Source organism: Dietzia sp. IN118, assembly GCF_032905965.1.
Taxonomy (GTDB): domain Bacteria; phylum Actinomycetota; class Actinomycetes; order Mycobacteriales; family Mycobacteriaceae; genus Dietzia; species Dietzia kunjamensis.
This window is the reverse complement of the sequence record NZ_JAUMSR010000002.1, coordinates 134,731-153,319: the sequence shown is the minus strand read 5'-3', so window position 1 is coordinate 153,319 and position 18,589 is coordinate 134,731. Positions and strand designations below refer to the sequence as shown.

At 69.2% G+C, this 18,589-nt stretch carries 15 protein-coding genes and 1 pseudogene; 5 read left to right on the top strand and 11 right to left on the bottom strand.

Going from position 1 to position 18,589, the window contains the following annotated elements; all coding sequences use genetic code 11:
- The first annotated feature begins 160 nt into the window (after positions 1-160).
- Positions 161-871 (top strand): GntR family transcriptional regulator, encoded by a 711-nt coding sequence (locus Q2K20_RS16245; RefSeq protein ID WP_007627198.1) that lies wholly within the window; start codon positions 161-163, stop codon positions 869-871.
- A gap of 251 nt (positions 872-1,122) precedes the next feature.
- On the opposite strand, the gene fadD5 is transcribed toward Q2K20_RS16245, so the two are convergent.
- From fadD5 to Q2K20_RS16220, 5 genes and pseudogenes are all read right to left on the bottom strand, one after another.
- Positions 1,123-2,715 carry a fatty-acid--CoA ligase FadD5 gene (gene fadD5, locus Q2K20_RS16240; RefSeq protein ID WP_119192310.1) on the bottom strand — a complete coding sequence of 531 codons (1,593 nt, stop codon included), beginning with the start codon at positions 2,713-2,715 and terminating at the stop codon, positions 1,123-1,125.
- A gap of 59 nt (positions 2,716-2,774) precedes the next feature.
- Positions 2,775-3,566: an enoyl-CoA hydratase-related protein gene (locus Q2K20_RS16235; protein ID WP_119192311.1), complete on the bottom strand. Its 792-nt coding sequence runs from the start codon at positions 3,564-3,566 to the stop codon at positions 2,775-2,777.
- Entirely contained in the window at positions 3,563-4,549 is a 987-nt protein-coding gene (locus Q2K20_RS16230) for an NAD(P)H-dependent flavin oxidoreductase (protein ID WP_181694312.1), read from the bottom strand. The genes Q2K20_RS16235 and Q2K20_RS16230 overlap by 4 nt, the downstream gene beginning before the upstream one ends.
- A 313-nt stretch (positions 4,550-4,862) precedes the next feature.
- Positions 4,863-5,817, bottom strand: a pseudogene (locus Q2K20_RS16225) (oxygenase MpaB family protein); the annotation flags it as partial.
- A 134-nt stretch (positions 5,818-5,951) separates the two neighbouring features.
- Positions 5,952-7,448 carry an aldehyde dehydrogenase family protein gene (locus tag Q2K20_RS16220; RefSeq protein WP_067720070.1) on the bottom strand — a complete coding sequence of 499 codons (1,497 nt, stop codon included), beginning with the start codon at positions 7,446-7,448 and terminating at the stop codon, positions 5,952-5,954.
- Positions 7,449-7,613: 165 nt separating this feature from the next.
- Between Q2K20_RS16220 and Q2K20_RS16215 the strand changes: the two genes are divergently transcribed.
- From Q2K20_RS16215 to Q2K20_RS16205, 3 genes are all read left to right on the top strand, one after another.
- Positions 7,614-8,747: an acyl-CoA dehydrogenase family protein gene (locus Q2K20_RS16215; RefSeq protein WP_317176991.1), complete on the top strand. Its 1,134-nt coding sequence runs from the start codon at positions 7,614-7,616 to the stop codon at positions 8,745-8,747.
- Positions 8,744-9,247: a DUF4334 domain-containing protein gene (locus Q2K20_RS16210; protein WP_241504473.1), complete on the top strand. Its 504-nt coding sequence runs from the start codon at positions 8,744-8,746 to the stop codon at positions 9,245-9,247. The genes Q2K20_RS16215 and Q2K20_RS16210 overlap by 4 nt, the downstream gene beginning before the upstream one ends.
- An 89-nt stretch (positions 9,248-9,336) precedes the next feature.
- Positions 9,337-10,137, top strand: a complete 801-nt coding sequence (locus Q2K20_RS16205; protein WP_067720072.1) for an LLM class F420-dependent oxidoreductase — start codon at positions 9,337-9,339, stop codon at positions 10,135-10,137.
- A gap of 180 nt (positions 10,138-10,317) precedes the next feature.
- Here Q2K20_RS16205 and Q2K20_RS16200 read toward each other — a convergent pair whose 3' ends face one another.
- From Q2K20_RS16200 to Q2K20_RS16180, 5 genes are all read right to left on the bottom strand, one after another.
- Complete coding sequence (locus tag Q2K20_RS16200) at positions 10,318-10,542, bottom strand: hypothetical protein (RefSeq protein ID WP_007627187.1); 225 nt, start codon at positions 10,540-10,542, stop codon at positions 10,318-10,320.
- Between the two features lie 6 nt (positions 10,543-10,548).
- Entirely contained in the window at positions 10,549-11,460 is a 912-nt protein-coding gene (locus Q2K20_RS16195) for a carbohydrate ABC transporter permease (protein ID WP_268092866.1), read from the bottom strand.
- A 35-nt stretch (positions 11,461-11,495) separates the two neighbouring features.
- Positions 11,496-12,485, bottom strand: a complete 990-nt coding sequence (locus tag Q2K20_RS16190) for a carbohydrate ABC transporter permease (RefSeq protein ID WP_067720075.1) — start codon at positions 12,483-12,485, stop codon at positions 11,496-11,498.
- Positions 12,486-12,692: 207 nt separating this feature from the next.
- Positions 12,693-13,961 (bottom strand): ABC transporter substrate-binding protein, encoded by a 1,269-nt coding sequence (locus Q2K20_RS16185; protein WP_069390330.1) that lies wholly within the window; start codon positions 13,959-13,961, stop codon positions 12,693-12,695.
- A 277-nt stretch (positions 13,962-14,238) separates the two neighbouring features.
- Positions 14,239-15,294 carry an ABC transporter ATP-binding protein gene (locus tag Q2K20_RS16180; RefSeq protein WP_268098960.1) on the bottom strand — a complete coding sequence of 352 codons (1,056 nt, stop codon included), beginning with the start codon at positions 15,292-15,294 and terminating at the stop codon, positions 14,239-14,241.
- Positions 15,295-15,500: 206 nt separating this feature from the next.
- Between Q2K20_RS16180 and Q2K20_RS16175 the strand changes: the two genes are divergently transcribed.
- Positions 15,501-17,615 carry a PhoX family protein gene (locus Q2K20_RS16175; protein ID WP_268098961.1) on the top strand — a complete coding sequence of 705 codons (2,115 nt, stop codon included), beginning with the start codon at positions 15,501-15,503 and terminating at the stop codon, positions 17,613-17,615.
- Positions 17,616-17,702: 87 nt separating this feature from the next.
- Here Q2K20_RS16175 and Q2K20_RS16170 read toward each other — a convergent pair whose 3' ends face one another.
- A complete protein-coding gene (locus Q2K20_RS16170) occupies positions 17,703-18,515 on the bottom strand; it encodes an alpha/beta fold hydrolase (RefSeq protein WP_096906376.1) in 813 nt (270 codons plus the stop codon).
- Positions 18,516-18,589 lie beyond the last annotated feature (74 nt).

Below are 18,589 nucleotides of genomic sequence, written 5' to 3'. Positions count from 1 at the left end.
AACCGAAACGAAGGCGAGCGAGAGATGTTTCACGTGAACCCTTCTCGGCGGTGGGTGGATGCCCCGCCCCCGGCGAGGTAGTGTGAGCCACTACAGATATATTTTATTTCGATCATCGGTCTCGGCGCTCCGGGTGGGTGCCCTTCTCTCGTGGAATGAGGTGGCGGACGTGGCCCCCACACGACTCGGCCAGCGCCCGCAGCTCTCCGAGGAGGTCGCCGACCACGTGCGAACTCGGATCATGAGCGGCGATGTCCGCCCGGGGTCCTTCATCCGGCTCGACGAGACCGCCTCCGCACTCGGGGTGAGCGTGACCCCGGTCCGGGAGGCACTACTCACCCTGCGCGGCGAGGGCCTCGTCGATCTGGTGCCGCGGCGCGGCTACCTGGTCTCGCCGATGAGCCGCCAGGACATCGAGGACATCTTCTGGCTCCAAGCGGAACTTTCCAAGCGCATCGTCGACCGGGCCATCACCCGCTACGACGCGGAAACTCTCGAGTTCCACGGTCGTCTGATCGACGAATTCGAGAAGGCATCCGCGTCAGATGACACCGACGGCGTGGTGCACGCCCAGTACGCGATCCACCGGTGCCTCAACCGGGCTTCCCGCTCGGACAAGCTGTCCCGGTTCCTGTCCAACGCCGCCCGCTACATGCCCTACCGGCTGTACGCGGACGACCCCGAGTGGCGTGCGGGCGCACTGACGGACAACCGCCGCATGCTCGAGGCGCTGCGTGACGGCGACGTCGAGACGGCCCACGAAGTGGTGGACGCCGAGTTCACCGGTGGCGCGAGTCTGCTCATCGCCCATCTCGAGCGAGCGGGCGTGTGGGACGACGAGCGCGCACCGGAACTCGACCCCGAGCACTGAGTCCCACTTCAGTGATCGGTCCGTCCGCACTCTCCACCTCAGATCGGTGAACAGGATGCGGTAGGTGGCCGTCCGAACCGTCCGGGGGAGTTCGTCGGGCCGCGTGCGAACTCCACGGGATTCCGAGTTCATCCCGGAACGGTCGCTGCAGGAAGCCGGTGGTCGCGCACCTGTGGATCCGGCCCGACGATAGAGCTGGTGAGCACTTCCCTGCTCTCCCGGAGTGGTCGGACGGGAGCCGGGACACCAGCTCAGACGCCCACGGTGCCGTGCTCGGAACGCAGTGTGCCCTTGACGACCTTGCCGCTGGCGTTGCGGGGGAGTTCGTCGACGTGGACCAGATGCTTGGGGAGCTTGAAGCCGGCGAGCTTGTCCCGCAGCCACTCGCTGATCTCCTCGAGGGTGAGATCGGCAACGCCGTCCTCCACGTTCTGGGCGACCACTGCGACGGGGACCTCGCCCCACCTGTCGTCCTTGCGGCCGATCACCGCGACCTCGCGGATCCTCGGGTGCCCGGCGATGATGTTCTCCACCTCGGCGCAGTAGATGTTCTCGCCGCCGGAGATGATCATGTCCTTCTTGCGGTCCACCACGTAGACGAAGCCCTCGTCGTCCATGCGGACCAGGTCGCCGGAATGGAACCACCCGCCCTCGAAGGCCTCCGCCGTCTCCTTGGGCTTGTTCCAGTAACCGGACATCGTGGTGGGACCACGGTAGACGATCTCGCCGACCTCACCCGGGCCGACGGGCTCGCCGAAGCCGTCGACGACGCGCGCCTGGAGGGTGGGGATGACCTTGCCGACGGAACCGATCTTGCGGATCGCGTCATCGCCGTCGAGGGCACAGGTGATGGGGCTCATCTCGGTCTGGCCGAACACCGCGCAGTTCAGGGCGTCCGGGAAGGTCTCGGCCATGGCGCGCAGGATCGTGTCGGTGGACGGGGCCGCGCCCCAGGAGATGTTGCGCAGCACCAGGCTGCGCGGGCGGGCCTGCTGCTCGGCACAGACGGCCTGCCACTGCACGGGGACGAGGAAGATGCTGGTGATGTGCTCGGCCTCGAGGGTGTCTAGGACCGCTGCGGGGTCGAAGGCCTGCAGCGGGTGGACCACCGTGACGCCGCCGAGTTGGAGGCTCGGCGCGATCGAGCCGAGCGCCGCGATGTGGAACATCGGGGCGGCGCACAGTGCGCGCCCGTCCTCGTCGAACAGTCGGAAGACCCGGATGCAGGTCAGGGACTGCGCAGTGAGGTTTTCGTAGGAGAGCATGGCGCCCTTGGGCCGCCCCGTGGTGCCCGAGGTATACGTAATGAGCGCGGTGGAGTCCTCGGGCACGTCGACGGGCTCATGCGGCTGGCCCTGCTCCGCTATCGCGTCCGCGTATGTGATCTGGTCGGGCGCCCCCGGTTCACCGCCGATGACGATGTGGTGGCCCGGCTCCTCGCCCTGGGCGCGGATCGCGCCGACGAGCGGCGCGAGCATCGCGTCGGTGACGACGACCTTCGGCGTGCAGTCGCTGACCAGGTAGGCGAGCTCACCGGGGGTGAGCCGGAAGTTCACCGGTACCGCGATGGCGCCCAGCTCGTTGATGCCCAGCACGGCCTCGACGAACTCCGGGTTGTTGAGCGTGATGAGCATGACCCGGTCGCCCCTGCCCACACCGCGGCGGGCCAACGCGTCGGCGAAGCGGTTGCTGCGATGGTGCAGCTGGGACCACGTGGTGGTCTGACCGAGGTAGCGCAGTGCCTCCGCGTCGGGCTGCATCTCGGCGTGGGTGGCGACCCACGTGTTCCAGTTGTTGCGACGTGCCGCGTGGAGTTCGGCGATGGGATCCGTGGCGGTGGTCATGATCTCGGCCTTTCGTCGGGCGGTGGGTGACGGGAGGGGCAGGTGACAGGAGGGACGGTTCAGGAGAAGTTCGGGCGCCGTTTCTCGAGGATCGAGGACACGCCCTCGGCGAAGTCGGGGGAGATCAGCAGCTCGCACTGGCCCTCGTGTTCCCTGGCCAGGGCCGCGTCCAGCTCGGCGAGCGTGACCCCGGTGACGGCCCTCTTGGTCAGTTCCAGGGCGCGGCGCGGACCCCGGGCCAGTCGGCGGGCGAGCTTCGCGGCGGCGGGCTCGAGGTCCGCGGTCGGGTGGACCTCCATGGCCAGTCCGACGTCGTGGGCCTCCGCGGCGGAGACGGCGTCGCCACGCAGCAGCATGCGCGAGGCGATCGACCGTCCGACGGCCGCGGGCAGCAGCACGCTGGCGCCGCCGTCGGGCATGAGTCCGATGTTGGTGAACGCGAACAGTAGGTAGGCGTCCTCCGACATGAGGACGAGGTCGGAGGCCAGCGCGAGCGAGACGCCCACCCCGGCCGCCGGGCCGGTGACGGCGGCGATTACCGGGACCGGGACCGTGAGGACCGCGCGGACCAGTGCGGCGGCCCCGGCCATGGTCGCGTCGGGGCTGGGCGCGTCCGCGCCGGCGTCCGTGATCGCCTGCAGGTCAGCTCCGGTGGTGAACGCCCCGCCCTCCCCTGAAAGCACGATGACCCGGGTGCCCGGATCGCTGCCGTGTTCGATGATGAGCTCGGTCAGCGCGGTGACGGTGGGGTGGTCGAGCGCGTTCATCCGGTCGGGCCGGTTGATACTGATCGTGGTCACGCCCAGGTCGTCATGGTCGACCTTGATGGCGTCACGTCCGGTCGCGGTCATCGGACCTTCTCCCCCGCCTCGACCATCCCGGCCAGCCTGCCGGTGATGATCTCCTCAGCCTCGGCCATCATCCGGTCGACGAGCTCCGCCGCGGTGGGCACGTCGTGGATCAGACCCTGACACTGGCCGGCGCTCCAGATGCCCGCGTCCAGGTCGCCGTCCTCGAAGACCTTGCGTCCGCGGGCTCCGGCGACGAGGTGCTGGATGTCGGAGAACTCGGCACTCTCGGCCTCTTTCGACACGACCTCGGCGGAGACGGCGTTGGCGGCCACCCGCGCGGTGTTGTGCAGTGTCCGGAAGATCAGCTTCGTGTCGAGCTCGGTGTTGGCCACGATCTGTTGTTTGACCTGCTCGGCCACCGGCGACTCGGCCGTGCACATGAAGCGGGTGCCCATGTTGGCGCCGTCGGCTCCCAGCGCCAGTGCTGCCACCATGCCGCGGGCGTCGGCGATCCCGCCGGAGGCGAGGATCGGGATGGACAGCCTCGCCGCCGCGGCAGGGATGAGCACCAGGCCGGGGACGTCGTCCTCCCCCGGGTGGCCCGCGCACTCGAAGCCGTCGATCGATACCGCGTCCACACCGAGCTGCTCGGCCTTGATCGCGTGGCGGACCGAGGTGCACTTGTGGATCACCTTGATGCCGGCCTCGTGGAACACCGGTAGGTGGTCCTTGGGATTGGACCCGGCCGTCTCGACGATCTTCACGCCCGACTCGACGATCGCCTGCCGGTACTCGGCGTACGGGGGCGGAGAGATCGCGGGAAGGATCGTGAGGTTGACGCCGAACGGCTGGTCGGTCATCTCCCGGCAGCGCGCGATCTCCTTGACCAGGTCCTCGGGCGTGGGTTGGGTGAGTCCGGTGATGATCCCCAGCGCGCCGGCCTCGGACACGGCGGCGGCGAGTTCGGCGCGGCCGACCCACATCATGCCGCCCTGGACGATGGGATGATGGACGCCGAACTCCTCGGTGAATCGGGTGCGGATCACGGCTGGACCTCCTCGTAGGTGCCACCGGAGGTGGCCTCAGGACTTGGCATCGGCGACTGATCCCTTCTGCAACCGACCGCGATGACGTCGTCCCTCCAGAACGACCATGGATCCGATCACATATATGTGTAAGTGTCGCTACGCGATGCCCACTGTAGCCGGTGTTGTCAAGATCACACCGTGTTCCACCTAACCCGGAAAGCGCACCCATGTGCCCCTCACGCCCTCGTGGGTCACGCACCCTCTCCGGGCATCGGGTTCGGCGTCCCGACGTGCGGAAATCGCGGGGCGCGGCGGCGGTTCCGCCGGGTCAGGCGGCTCCGGTGGAGCCGGCGGCTGGAGCGTGCACGACCGGGCAGGCGCCCACCCGGTCGCGCGGCTGGATGGGGCAGGCCCCCAGGTCGGCGGGACGGTAACCCTCCGGGTATCCCGGGTACGTCCGGTTCTCGGTCCCACGGGACCCGAGCTCGCGGCGGCGGACCGGCAGCCACCGCACCACCTTCGACCGCATCCGCAGCGCCGCGTAGGCGGCCTCGCGGAACGCCCGAGGTTGCCACGGGAAGCCGAAGGCGCGGGTCATGTCGTCGTCGATCAGCGCCTGCACGACCTTGCGGACCACCGGCCGGGCCGGCTCCGGGTACCAGGAACACATGAGATCGATCGTGTACGTCCCGATGAGCTCGTTGGTCCGGGCGTAGCGCATGGTGCGCGCCTCGTAGTCGTCCCGCCAGCGCCGGAACTCCCCCAAGGTCCTGCGGGATCCCCTTGATCTTCATCCGCTCCCCGACTGCGCGGTAGAAGTGGAACGCCGCGAGCCGCTCGTTCGGATGCAGACGCCGCCAGCCGTTCGCATCGATCCACTCGAGCGGTTCGTAGATGAACGTCGACAACACATAGAGCATGTCGTCATTGGTGATCTCGTACATCGCGTGTTGGCGGTTGATCACCCGCAGCGCCTCCTTGCCGCGGGGCGAGTCGTACCCGTGCTCGACCAGCTCCACCATGAGCAGCGCGGTGTCGTCGTACCGCTTCTGCGGGTGATCGCGGAAGTTGCCCGCCTGCTCCAGGACCGCCGACACCGAAGGGATGCAGTAGGTCCGGTACAGCGCCAGCTCGAGCGCTCGCTGATAGTCCCACGGGAACTCGTACGCGGAGGTGATGCGGTGGATCTCCGCCGCGTCCGCCACCGGATCGAGAGTCGCGATGAGATCACGCCAGTACCAGCGCCCGGGCTTGAACGGGACCCCTGCCGTGAGCGGGTGGTCGACGGCGGCGTCGGCGACGAGGTCGGCCGGGATCATGGTCCGAACACCCCGGGCACGGCGGACCGCTCGGTGGCCGCGGCCCTCGTCGTCGTCGTCACCTCCTCGGTTCTCTCGGAGGTGGCGGTCATCTCACCTCACATCCTTCCCTGGACGTTCGCGAGCATCCACTTGACGATCTTGATGTCACGCGGCTTGCGGGTCATGGTCATGAGGTTCAGCGGGGCCGCGAACTTCTGCGCGGTGATGGCCTTGGGGCGGGCGAACTCGCGCAACCCGTCGGCGCCGTGGATACGGCCGAAACCCGAGTCACCCGAACCGCCGAACGGCAACGCCGGGATGCCGGCGAACGCGAGGAACGAGTTGACCGACACCATGCCCACGTCCAACTTCTCCGCGAGGGCCAGCCCCCGCTTCTTGTTGCCGGTGAAGATCGAACCGCCGAGGCCGTAGCTGCTGGCGTTCGCCTTCTCGATGGCCTCCTCCAGGTCCGCGACAGGGTTGATCACGACGGTGGGGCCGAAGGTCTCCTCGGTGATCGCGGACGAGTTCTCGGGGACGTCGACGAGGACGACCGGCTCGATGATCTTCTCGCCGACCGAGTCCTCGCCGCCGAGTACGGCCCTGCCGCCCTTGGCGATCGCGTCCTTGACGTGCCTGCGGACGATGTCGACCTGCGCCGGCAGCGTCATGGGCCCGTAGCTGGAGGAGATCGAGTTGCCCGGGGTGAGCGCGCGGACCTTGGCCGTGAACTTCTGGACGAACGCGTCGTGGACGTCCGAGTGGACGTAGATCCGCTCCACGCCCGCGCAGGTCTGGCCCGCGTTGCCCATGGCGCCGAAGACCGCCTGGTCGGCGGCCGCGTCGAGATCCGCGTCCGAGTCGACGAGCAGGGCGTCCTTGCCACCGCCCTCGATGACGACCGGCGTGAGCGTCTCCGCGCAGGCGGCCATGACCTTCCGGCCCGTCGCGGCGGAGCCGGTGAACGCGAGCTTGTCGACGCCCGCCCTGCACAACGCCGCGCCCGTCGAGCCGTCGCCGGTGATCGTCTGGATGAGCGGCTGGGAGGCGCCCAGGGAATCCCACACCTCCGCCAGCCACACGCCCACACCCGGCGTGAGCTCGCTGGGCTTGAACACCACCGCGTTGCCCGCGGCCATGGCGTAGGACAGCGTGCCCATCGGGGTGAACGCGGGGTAGTTCCACGGGCCGATCGCGCCGACCACGCCGTAGGGCTGATATTCCACGTAGGCGGCCTGGTTGCTCATGAGCAGCCCGGCCGAGACGGAGCGCCGTCGCAGGACCTTGTCCGCGTTCTTGGCCGCCCACTCCAGATGGCTGACGGTGAGCATGACCTCGAGGGTCGCGTCCTCGTCCGGCTTCCCGGTCTCGGCGGAGATCAGGGACGCCAACTCCTCGGCCCTGGACGAGATCGCCCGCTTGTACTCCAGCAGCCACTCACGGCGACCCCGCGGACCCTGGTTCGCCCACCAGCGAGCCGCGGCACGCGCACGCTCCACGGCGAGGGCGACCTCCTCGGGACCGGCGACGGGGTACTCCGCGAGGACGGTGCCGTCGCGGGGGTCCAGGCTCGCGAACGTGGGGCCGGTCTTGCTGGGCTCGGTGGTCGTCATCTGAGGTCCTCTCGTTTCCGATCACATATATTTGATGTAGCGTACCGTGATACGACCCACTGTAGTCCAGTGTGCACCCAACCGGCACCCCGTGCCAGATACCGGGGCAACCACACAGAAAAACGAGGCGAGAAGTGGTCGACATCCTCACCGAAGAGCGTCGACATCCTCACCGAAGAGCAGCGTGAATTCGCCAAGTCGATCGATGACTTCTGCGCGCGCGAGGTCGGCGGCGTCGAGAAGCGACGCGAGCTCACCACCGAGGGCGGCACCCACTCGCCGCACATCTACTCCAAGATGGCCGAGCTCGGATGGCTGGGGCTGACCGTCCCCGAGGAGTACGGCGGCTCCGACGCCGGCGCCGTCGAACTGTGCCTCCTGCTCGAGCACTCCCTGCGCGGCCTCGCCCCGATCGGCGGCATCGGCCCCACCCTCATCACGGCCGCCGCGTACCAGAAGTTCGGGACCGAGGAGCAGCGTAAACGCGCGCTCGAGCTGGTCGTGAACGGCGGGACCCTGTGCATCTCAATGTCCGAGCCCGGCGCCGGGTCCGACGTCGCCGCCCTGCGCTGCAAGGCCGAGCGCGACGGCGACAACTGGGTGATCAACGGGCAGAAGACCTGGTGTTCCAACGCCCACTTCGCCGACCGCATCCTGCTCGTCGCCCGCACCGACTCGTCGGGCAAGAAGCACGAAGGCATCACGATGTTCGACGTGCCCGCGGACATCGAGGGCCTGCAGATCACCGGGATCGAGACCATGGGCGGCATGGAGGTCAACGACCTCTACTTCACCGACGTCCGCCTGCCCGCCGACTCCGTGATCGGAGAGGTCGGCGGCGGTTGGGCGCAGCTCATGACCGGGCTCAATACCGAGCGCCTCATCCTCGCCGCCATGCAGCTCGGCGTGGCCCAGCGGGCGTTCGACGACTGCCTGACCTTCATCAAGGAGCGCGAGCAGTTCGGCCGCCCCGTCGGCTCCTTCCAGGTGCTCCGCCACCGTATGGCCGACCTCGCCACCGAGATCGAGGCCACGCGCCTGCTCGTCTACGCGGTCGCCAGGAAGGTCGACGAGGCCGACCCCACGGCCCTGTTCCCCCGCGAGGCCTCCATGGCCAAGCTCAAGGCGTCCGAGCTGAGCAAGCGGGTCACGCTCGAGTGCATGCAGTCCATGGGCGGATACGGGTACGCCACCGAGTACGGGATGGAACGTCTGGTCCGCCAGGCGGTGGTCTCCACCATCTACGGCGGCACCAACGAGGTCCAGCGGGACATCATCGGCAAGACGCTCGGCCTGTGAGCACCGCCGGGGCGGCCGGCACCGCCGGGACCGCGGGCGCCGCCGCGCGCGAGTTCGAGCTCATCCTCGCGCTCGACACGGTCCCCTCGGACCGCGTCTCCGCGCTGTGGGACTCCCTCGAGCCCGCGCGGGTCGACGACATCGCGGGCAGCCGCTGGAAGGGCACCGGCCTGGACACCGGGCACCCCATGTTCGGCATGCTCGGGCAGATGCGCTGGTGGGGCAAGGACTTCACCGAGGCCCGCAAGGTGGACCCGATCCTCGTCACCGACGACTCCGGTGAGGTCGTGCCGGACACCTCGGCGACCGGCGGGGGCGGGGCGTCCCTGTGGGAGGTCTCCTTCCGCGGCCGCCCGACCGCCTCCATGGTGTACGACCGCCTGCCGGTGATCGACCACTTCGCCGTCGTCGGACCCGACACCCTCCTCGCGGTGATGAACGGGCGAGGCACCGTGCACGAGGGAGAGCACTTCTGGTTCGTCCTGGAGCGCGAGCGCTGAGACGCACGGGCCGGGTGCGCGGGGCGGGAGCCTGGCCCGGGTGCGCGGGGCGGGTGCACGGGGCGGCGCCACGCCCCACAATGGGGCGCATGACCCCGAACCCCACGCGCCCGGTCCGCATCGCCGTCCAGCTCCAGCCGCAGCACTCGCCGGACTACGGACTGATCCGGGACGCCGTCCGACGCTCCGAAGACGCGGGCGTGGACGTGGTCTTCAACTGGGACCACTTCTTCCCGCTCTACGGTGATCCCGACGGCGCCCACTTCGAGTGTTGGACGATGCTGGCCGCGTGGGCCGAGCAGACCGAACGCGTCGAGATCGGCGCCCTGGTCACCTGCAACACCTATCGCAACCCCGACCTGCTCGCCGACATGGCCCGGACCGTCGACCACATCTCCGGCGGCCGCCTCATCCTGGGCCTGGGCAGCGGATGGTTCGAGCGGGACTACGCCGAGTACGGCTACGAGTTCGGCACCAAGGGCTCGCGGCTCGACGACCTCGGGCACTCCCTCGAGCGGATTGAGCAGCGCTTCGCCACGCTCACCCCCGCCCCGACGAGGGACATCCCCGTGCTGCTCGGTGGCGGCGGTGAGAAGAAGACCCTGCGACACGTGGCCCGCCACGCCGACATCTGGCACTCGTTCGTGGACGTGGAGACCTACCGCCACAAGTCGGAGGTGCTCGCCGGGCACTGCGCGGACGTGGGGCGCGATCCGGGCGAGATCGAGCGGTCGACGGAGATCGGCGGGGCCAGCTCGCCCGACGAGGCGAAGCGGCTCGCCGAGAACCTGCACGCCGAGGGCGTCACCCTCTTCACGGTCGGGCTCAACGGCCCCGACTACCCGCTGGACCTGGTCGAGTCGCTGGTGGCCTGGCGCGACGGGCGATAAGCCGGCGCGCCGGCGCTGAACCTGCCCGTCGGCGCCGGAAATCCGCTACTCCGAATCCGGATCCGCTATCCCGATCGGCGTAGCGAATCCGCATTCCGAGTAGCGGATTTCGGGCTGGATTGGAACCGGGGCGGGCCGGGCGGGCTGGGGCGGGCGCGTGTCGGCGCGGGCCGCGGCGGGTCAGCCCCGCTTGACCGCCCGGTCGACCCGGCGCCACGTCCGGTAGGTGTACCACGACGCCACCAGCATGAGCACCAGCACGAGCGAGGCGAAGATCGACGGTCGCCCGGTGAGGATCAAGCCCACCGCGTTGACCAACGCCAGCACGGTGAAGAACCCGACGAACCCGCCGATGACCTCCAGCCGCTGCCGGGCGCCCAGGGCGTCACCGCCGCTCCGAGCCACCGCCGATCAGCTCTTCAGGCCGCCGGCGGTGAGGCCGGAGATGATCCGTCGCTGGAAGATCAGCACCATGATCACCAGCGGCACGGTGACGAGCGCGCCGGCGGCCATGATCGCCGCGTGCGGCGGCAGGTACGGGTTGACCCCGGAGAACCGGGCGATCGCCACCGTCACGGGCTCGGTCGCGGTCGTGGACAGCTGCTGCGAGAGCACGAACTCGTTCCACGTGATGATGAACGCCAGGATCGCGGTGGTGAACAGGGCCGGCGCGGCGAGCGGGAGGATGATCTTGATGAACGCCTGGCCGCGGGTCGCACCATCGACGCGGGCAGCCTCCTCCAGCTCCCACGGCAGGTCGTTGAAGAACGACGTGAGCGTGTAGATGGTCAGCGGGAGCGCGAACGAGATGTTGGGGATGATGAGCGCCTGGTAGGTGCCGATCCAGCCGATGTCCGTGAACAGCTGGAACAGCGGCGTGACCAGGGCGACGCCGGGGAACATCGACGCGGCGAGGATGATCCCGGTGACGAGGAACTTGCCCCGGAAGTCGACCCTGGCGAGGGCGTAGGCGGTGAACACGCCGAACGTCAGCGCGAGGGCGGTGGTGATCGAGCTGATGAGCACGGAGTTGATGATCGCGCCCAGGAAGTTGTTGCCGCCGTCCGTGGCCAGCGCCTCGCGGAAGTTGTCGAGCGTGAGGTGCGAGGGCACCGGGCTGGCGGAGAAGATGAACCGGTTGTCGCGGAACGCGGTCACCAGCATCCAGTAGAACGGTGCGAGTCCCCAGATGAGGATGAGTAGCGCGCCGACGTAGGTGCTGATGGTGGGGCCGAGCGGTTTGCGTGGTGGCTTGATGTCCTCGTCGTCGCGGCGCCGGTCGGAGCCGGGGGTCGACGACGACGACGGGGTGGTCGTCGGCATGGTCGGCGAGGTGCTCGGTTCAGACGCTCGGTGACTCACCGGATCTCCCCCTTCTTGCCCGTGCGATCCTCCACGACGTTCGCGCCGAGGAATTTGACCATGATGTACGCGACGGCGAAGACCAGCAGGAACACCAGTGTCGATATCGCGGAGGCACTGTTGAAGTTGCCCATTCTCATCTCGTTGACCACCAGCATCGACACGGTCGCGGTGGGCGAGTTGGAGTTGGCCGACACGAGGATGACGGGCAGGTCGTACATGCGCAGCGCGTCGAGGGTGCGGAACAGGATCGCCACCATGAGGGCGGGACGCACCAGCGGAAGGGTGATGCGGACGAATTGCTGCCAGCGGGACGCGCCGTCCACGCGGGCCGCCTCGTAGACGTCACCGGGGATCATCTGTAACCCGGCGAGGATGAGCAGCGCCATGAACGGCGCGGTCTTCCACACGTCGGCGATGATGATGGCCATACGGGCGTAGAACGGGTCGGTGGTCCAGGCGATGTTCGTGCCCAGGAGGGTGTTGGCGATCCCGTTGGGGGCGAAGATGAACGCCCACAGTTTCGCCGTGACGGCGGTGGGGATCGCCCACGGGACCAGGACGGCGGCGCGCAGCAGGGAGCGTCCCCAGATGCTCTTGCCCATGACCACGGCCATGGCGAAACCGAGCACCGTCTCGAGGGAGACGGTGGTGACGGTGAAGAACAGCGTGTTGCCCATGGCGGGCCAGAAGTCCACGGACGAGACGCCCGGCGGACAGGTGACGGTGCCGTCGCCGCCGGGAGCGGGGCAGGCCTGCGTCAGCCAGTAGAGGTAGTGCTGGAAACCGGCGAACCCGCCCTCCGAGAACATGCCCGTGGCCGGGTCCAGGCCGCGGTCGGCCATGAACGACAGGTACACCGCGCGAATGACCGGGTACCCGATCACCACCGCGAGGATGGCCAGGGCCGGACCCACCATCCACACCGGACGCCAGTCGAACTTCTTCTCGACCAGTGGCGCCGGGGACTTCTCGCTCGTCGTCATCGCCTTGCTCCTCGCCGGGTTCGCGCCCGCCCCATCAGGGAGAGGAGGTGGGCCCCGGGAACGTTACCCGGGGCCCACCTGCCCTGGTCCGACAGCCGTCTGCCGCCGGACCGTGTGCCGATCACCCGGACCGCGGTGATCGTTGACCTCGTTCGATCACCGTGCTCGGTGGATCACTGTGCGTTGTGAATCACCGTGCTCGGTGAATCACTGTGCCTGTTCGATCGCGGCCGACATGTCGTTGAGGGCCTGCTCGACGTCCTTCTCCCCGTGAAGCGCCGCGAAGGTGTTGTCCTGGATCGCCTTGGACACGGAGGGATAGAACGGGGTGACCGGGCGCGGCTCGGCGTTGTCGAGCGCCGCCTTCAGGGCCGGCATGTAGGGGAACTCCTGCTGGAGCGCCTCGTCGTCGTAGATCGAGGACAGCACCGGCGGGAACGACTGCTCGGCGAAGCCCATCTGGACGTCCTCGGAGATGATGAACTCGAGGAAGGCCCGTGCCGTCTCCTTGTTCTCGGAGAACACGTTGATCGCGTTGTTGTAGCCACCGAGCGTGGACTGACCGGGGCCGTCCTCGCCGACGATCGGGGCGACCTGGAAGTCACCCTGGACCTGGGACGTGGGGTCGGACTGGCCCGACTCGTACATGTACGGCCAGTTGTAGGAGTACATGGTCTCGCCGGCGAGGAAGGCCTGCGCGGTCTCCTCCTCCGTGAACGCGTCGGTCTTCTGGGGGATGACGCCGCCCTTGTAGGCGTCGACGAGGGCGGTCAGGCCCGCACGCGCCTCCTCGGTGTCGAGCTCGGGCGTATTCCCGTCCTCACCGACGACCTGTCCGCCCCAGCTGTGGATGAACTGGGTGGCGGCGACGGTCAGACCCTCGTACTGGCTGAGCTGGGTCTGCAGGCAGTCGACGTCCGCACCCTCCGCGGCCTCGCAGGAGGAGACGAGCTCCTCCCAGTTGGCGGGCGCCTCCGGCTGGAGGTCGGTGCGGTAGTACAGGAGCTGGGCGTTGGTGTTCTGCGGCACGCCGTAGAGGGTGCCGTTGTAGGTCGCCGAGTCGACGGCGGCCTCGATCAGCCCGGAGGTGTCGACCTCGGTCTCGTTCTCGATCGGCTGCAGCCACCCGTTGGCCGCGAAGTACGCGGTGTCGGTGACGTCGAGGGCGAACACGTCGTACTCGCCGCTCTCGGTCTGGAGCGACTGCGTCAGGGTGTCGCGTTGCCCGTCCTGCTCGGCCGGCAGCTCGCGGAGGGTGACCTCCTGGTCGGGGTTCTCCGCGTTCCACTGCTCGATGACGGGACGGAGCTTGTCGGTGTCGTTGCTGCCCATCGCGAAGGTGATGGGGCCGACGCCCGAGGTGCCGGCCTGCGCCTGCTCGTCGGATTCATCGCCACCCGATCCACACGCCGTGGATACCAGGGCGACTACGGAGGCGGCCGCCGCCGCCTTGAGGAACCTGCCGTGAACGGCCATGCGCTCTCTCCTACTGTCGTGTCTCGACTCCCCTCGGCGAGTGCCGACGGGGCAGTGGACCGGTGCCGCCTGTGACGCGGGTCTCACTGAGGACCTGCTGAGCGTAACCCACGAGACGGCGGTGGCGCGGGACCACGTGCGGACACGCGACCGACGCGCCGTCGCTCCCGCCACCAGGATGGTCACGGGAGCGAGGTCACAGGAGTCACTCTAGCAACACCCGATCGGGGCGGACGCCGGCGTGCATCGCCGTTGGCACGGGCCCCGGCCCACGGGGTCAGCGCAGTCTCAGACCGGATTCCACGTCGAAGAACCGCACCTCGTCGTCGAGCGCCTCGAGGTACATGGTGTCGCCCTTGCGGGGGTGGTCACCCGACTCCGCCCGGTACACCACGGGGTGGTTGTCGCGGGTCGAGCAATGCAGGTAGCTGTCCGCCCCGAGCTCCTCCACCAGGTCCACCGTCACCTCCAGCCCGTGGCCTTCCGCGGCCATCCGCAGGTGCTCGGGCCGCACGCCGACGGTGACCCTCGACCCCGAGCCGGCGGGCACGGGCTCGCGGAACCCCTCGAGGTCCACCGCCCCGTCGGCGACCGGGGCGTCGAAAAGGTTCATGGACGGTGACCCGATGAAGCCGGCCACGAAGGCGTTGACCGGGTTGTTGTAGAGCTCGCGCGGGGCGTCGACCTGCTGGAGCGCCCCGTCCTTGAGCACCGCGACGCGGTCGCCCATCGTCATGGCCTCGACCTGGTCGTGCGTCACGTAGATCATCGTGGTGTGCAGGTCCCGCTGCAGCTTGGCGATCTGGGCGCGCGTGGCCACCCGGAGCTTGGCGTCGAGGTTGGACAGCGGCTCGTCCATGAGGAAGACCTGCGGGTTGCGCACGATCGCCCGCCCCATGGCCACGCGCTGACGCTGGCCGCCGGACAGCTCCTTGGGCTTGCGGTCGAGATACGGCACCAGGTCGAGCATCTCCGCCGCGCGGTCGACGCGCTCCGTGATCTCCGACTTGGACGCCTTGGCCAGCTTCAGTGCGAAACCCATATTCTCGCGGACCGTGTAATGCGGGTACAGCGCGTAGTTCTGGAACACCATCGCGATGTCGCGGTCCTTGGGCTCGGTGCCCGTCACGTCCCTGTCACCGATGAGGATCCGTCCCGCCGCCACGTCCTCCAGACCGGCCAGGGCGCGCAGGGTCGTCGATTTTCCGCAGCCGGAGGGTCCGACCAGGACGAGGAACTCGCCGTCGGCGATCTCCAGATCCAGACGGTCGACACTGCGTCGCGCGGCCCCCGGATAGATGATGGACACGTTCTCGAAGGTTACCGAGGCCATGAGAAATAATTCCCTTCACCGGCAGGAACGTGCCGGACGATCCGAGATAGAGGGCGAACACGGGTGACTGTAGCGGCCCGGGGCGGAGTTCACCCGCACTGCGCACACAGTTCACGCGGGCGTGGCCCGCGCGCGGCCGCCCGGTCGTCCCGCGCGCCTAGCGTGCATGCGTCCACTACGACTGTTGACGCCTCCAGGAGACCCGAATGTCCGTCCGCCGCCTGCTCCCGCTCGCCACCGCCCCGACGCCGGGGACCTCCAACCGACAGCACGTGACCTGTGTCTACAAGTGCGGGGACCAGTGCGCCGCGCCGGTGCCCAACACCACCGACAACCCGTACTTCGGGGATATCGCCACCGAGATCAGCCGCCGCGGTGCACTCAAGGCCGCGGGGGTCGTGGCGCTGGCGGTGGGCGCCACCCAGGTGCTGCCCGCGACCGCTGCGGCGCAGGGCTCGTCCGCCGCGGGCTCGCTCGGCCCCGCCGGATCCACCGGCGGCGCGACGATCGACACGGGGTTCGCCCCGGTAGCGCCCAACACCGCCGACGCCGTCACCGTCCCGGCGGGATACTCGAGCGAGGTGGTGATCCGGTGGGGCGACCCCGTGCTGCCGGGCGCCCCGGAGTTCGACTTCGAGAACCAGACCGCCGCCGCGCAGGCCATGCAGTACGGCTACAACTGCGACCTCGCGGTGATGTTCCCGATGGACGACCGCGACGAGCGCTTCCTGCTCACCGTCAACCACGAGTACACGACCGAGCCCTCGATGTTCCGCGGGTACGATTCCTCGGCCCCGACCCGCGAGCAGGTGGAGATCGCCTGGGCGGCCCACGGGCTGACTGTGGTCGAGCTGGCCAGCCGCGCCGGCGACGGCGGGCTCGACCCCGTCATGGGGTCCTACAACCGGCGCATCACCGCCACCACCCCGTTCGAGCTGCGCGGACCCGCCGTCGGCCCCCTTACCCGGACCACGGCCGACCCGACCGGCACCCGCGTGCTCGGCACACTGAACAACTGCGCCGGCGGGCACACTCCGTGGGGCACCGTCCTGTCCGGCGAGGAGAACTTCAACCAGTACTTCGGCACCACCGGGACGGTCAGCGACCCGGAGCGTCTCGAGGCCCTGCGCCGCTACGGCGTGTCCGTCTCCCGCTCGGGGCGCCGGTGGGAGGAGTTCGACGCCCGCTTCGACCCGGCCGCCGAGCCCAACGAGGTCAACCGCTTCGGCTACGTCGTCGAGGTGGATCCCTGGGATCCGACCTCGACCCCGGTCAAGCACTCCGCGATGGGCCGGTTCAAGCACGAGGGCGCCTCGGTCCACGTCACCGGTGACGGCACCGTCGTCGCCTATTCCGGTGACGACGAGCGCTTCGACTACCTCTACAAGTTCGTCTCCAGCCGCCGGATCACACCCGGTACCGGTTCGGCCGCGCGGGCCGAGAACATGAAGATCCTCGACGAGGGCACCCTCTACGTGGCGACGTTCGCCGGCAACTCCCCCGCCGCGCAGATCGACGGCTCCGGGACGCTGCCCGCCGACGGCGCGTTCGACGGCACCGGCACCTGGATCCCGCTGATGACCGTCGCGCCCGGCAGGAACGCCGTCTCACACGTGCCGGACATGACGCCGGAGCAGGTCGCGGTGTACACCCGCATGGCAGGCGACCGCGTAGGCGCCACCAAGATGGACCGCCCCGAGGACGTCGAGCCCAGTCCGACCACCGGCAAGGTCTACATGGCGCTGACCAACAACACCCGCCGCACGACCGCGAACGTGGACGAGGCCAACCCGCGGCACAACAACAAGCACGGTCAGGTCGTGGAGATCACCGACGACCACGCCGGCACCACCTTCGGCTGGAACCTGCTGCTGGTGTGTGGCGACCCGGCCGAGGCGGACTCCTACTTCGGCGGCTTCGACAAGTCGAAGGTCAGCCCCATCTCCTGCCCGGACAACGTCGCCTTCGACACGGCCGGGGGACTGTGGGTGTCCACCGACGGCAACGCCCTCGGCTTCAACGACGGCCTCTACTCGGTGGCGACCGAAGGCCCGAACCGCGGCGAGACCAAGCTGTTCCTCACGGTCCCTGTCGGGGCCGAGACCTGCGGACCGCTGGTGTTCGACAACCGGGCGATCGTCAACGTCCAGCACCCCGGCGAGAAGGACGGCGCGTCGATCGAGAACCCCGCCTCGCACTGGCCCGACGGCGGCACCTCGCAGCCGCGGCCGTCGACCGTGGTCGCGTGGCGCAACGGGTTCTCCGGTGGCGCCGGCTCTCTCGGTTCGGGCTCCCTGCCGACGGGCCTGATCGGCTCCTGACGGCGGACGGCCGGGGCGGGTAGGCGGACTGCCGGGCCGGCGGGTCGGGTCGGTCAGGCCCGGCTGCCGGGCCGGCAGGCGGGCCGGTCAGACCCGACTGCCGGCCCGCGCGTACGCCAGGCCGCGCTCGGCGCAGGCGGCGATCGACGCGGCGACGCCCTCCGGGTCGTCGGACATCGGCACGTGCCCGTCGGCGCTGACCTCGACCCTCGCCTGCGGGAACAACCGCGTGGCGAGTGAGACCTGCCGCACCGGCAGGACCATGTCGAACCGGCCCCACCGGATGGTGATCGGCAAATCCTCGTCGACGGGGGCGGAGAACACGAACGCCCGCCGGTCGGCCCGGTCGAGCACGGTGTTGGACACGATCGCCTCGCTGTCGATGGCCGCGGCCTCCGCCGGGTACCGCCACGGGCGGGCGCAGAACACTGCCATCATCACCGCGCGTCCGGCGGCCCGCTCGGTCAGGGCCGGGGTGTGGCGGCCGATCCGGCCCGCCGCCCGGCGGAGACTCCGGAACACGGTGACCGTGTAGCGCCACTCGGCGTGCGAGCGGAAGAACCCGGCGGGCGACAGCGCGGTGACGCTGCTCGCCAGTCCGCGGGCGCCGAGCTCCAGCGCGAGGAAGCCCCCCAGGGAGTTGCCGGCGATGTGGGGGCGCTCCCCGGCCGGGACGACCTCCTCCAGGAGGCCGACGAGCTCGGAGACGACGTAGTCGAGCACGTCGCCGGTGTCCGGCAGATCCGCGGACCTGCCGTGGCCGGGCAGGTCCACGACCACCACGCGGAAACGGTCCGCGAGCAGCGGCACGACCGGATCCCAGGCGTGCGCCCGGTGGCACACGCCGTGCAGTAGGACGATGGTCGGGCCGGCCCCGGTGATCTGGTGATACAAACCCATGCGATCAGTATCCACCCCGGGACGAGGTGGCGCCCCATGACGGGAGAAGTTCGGCCTAGATTCGGTGCCGCGAG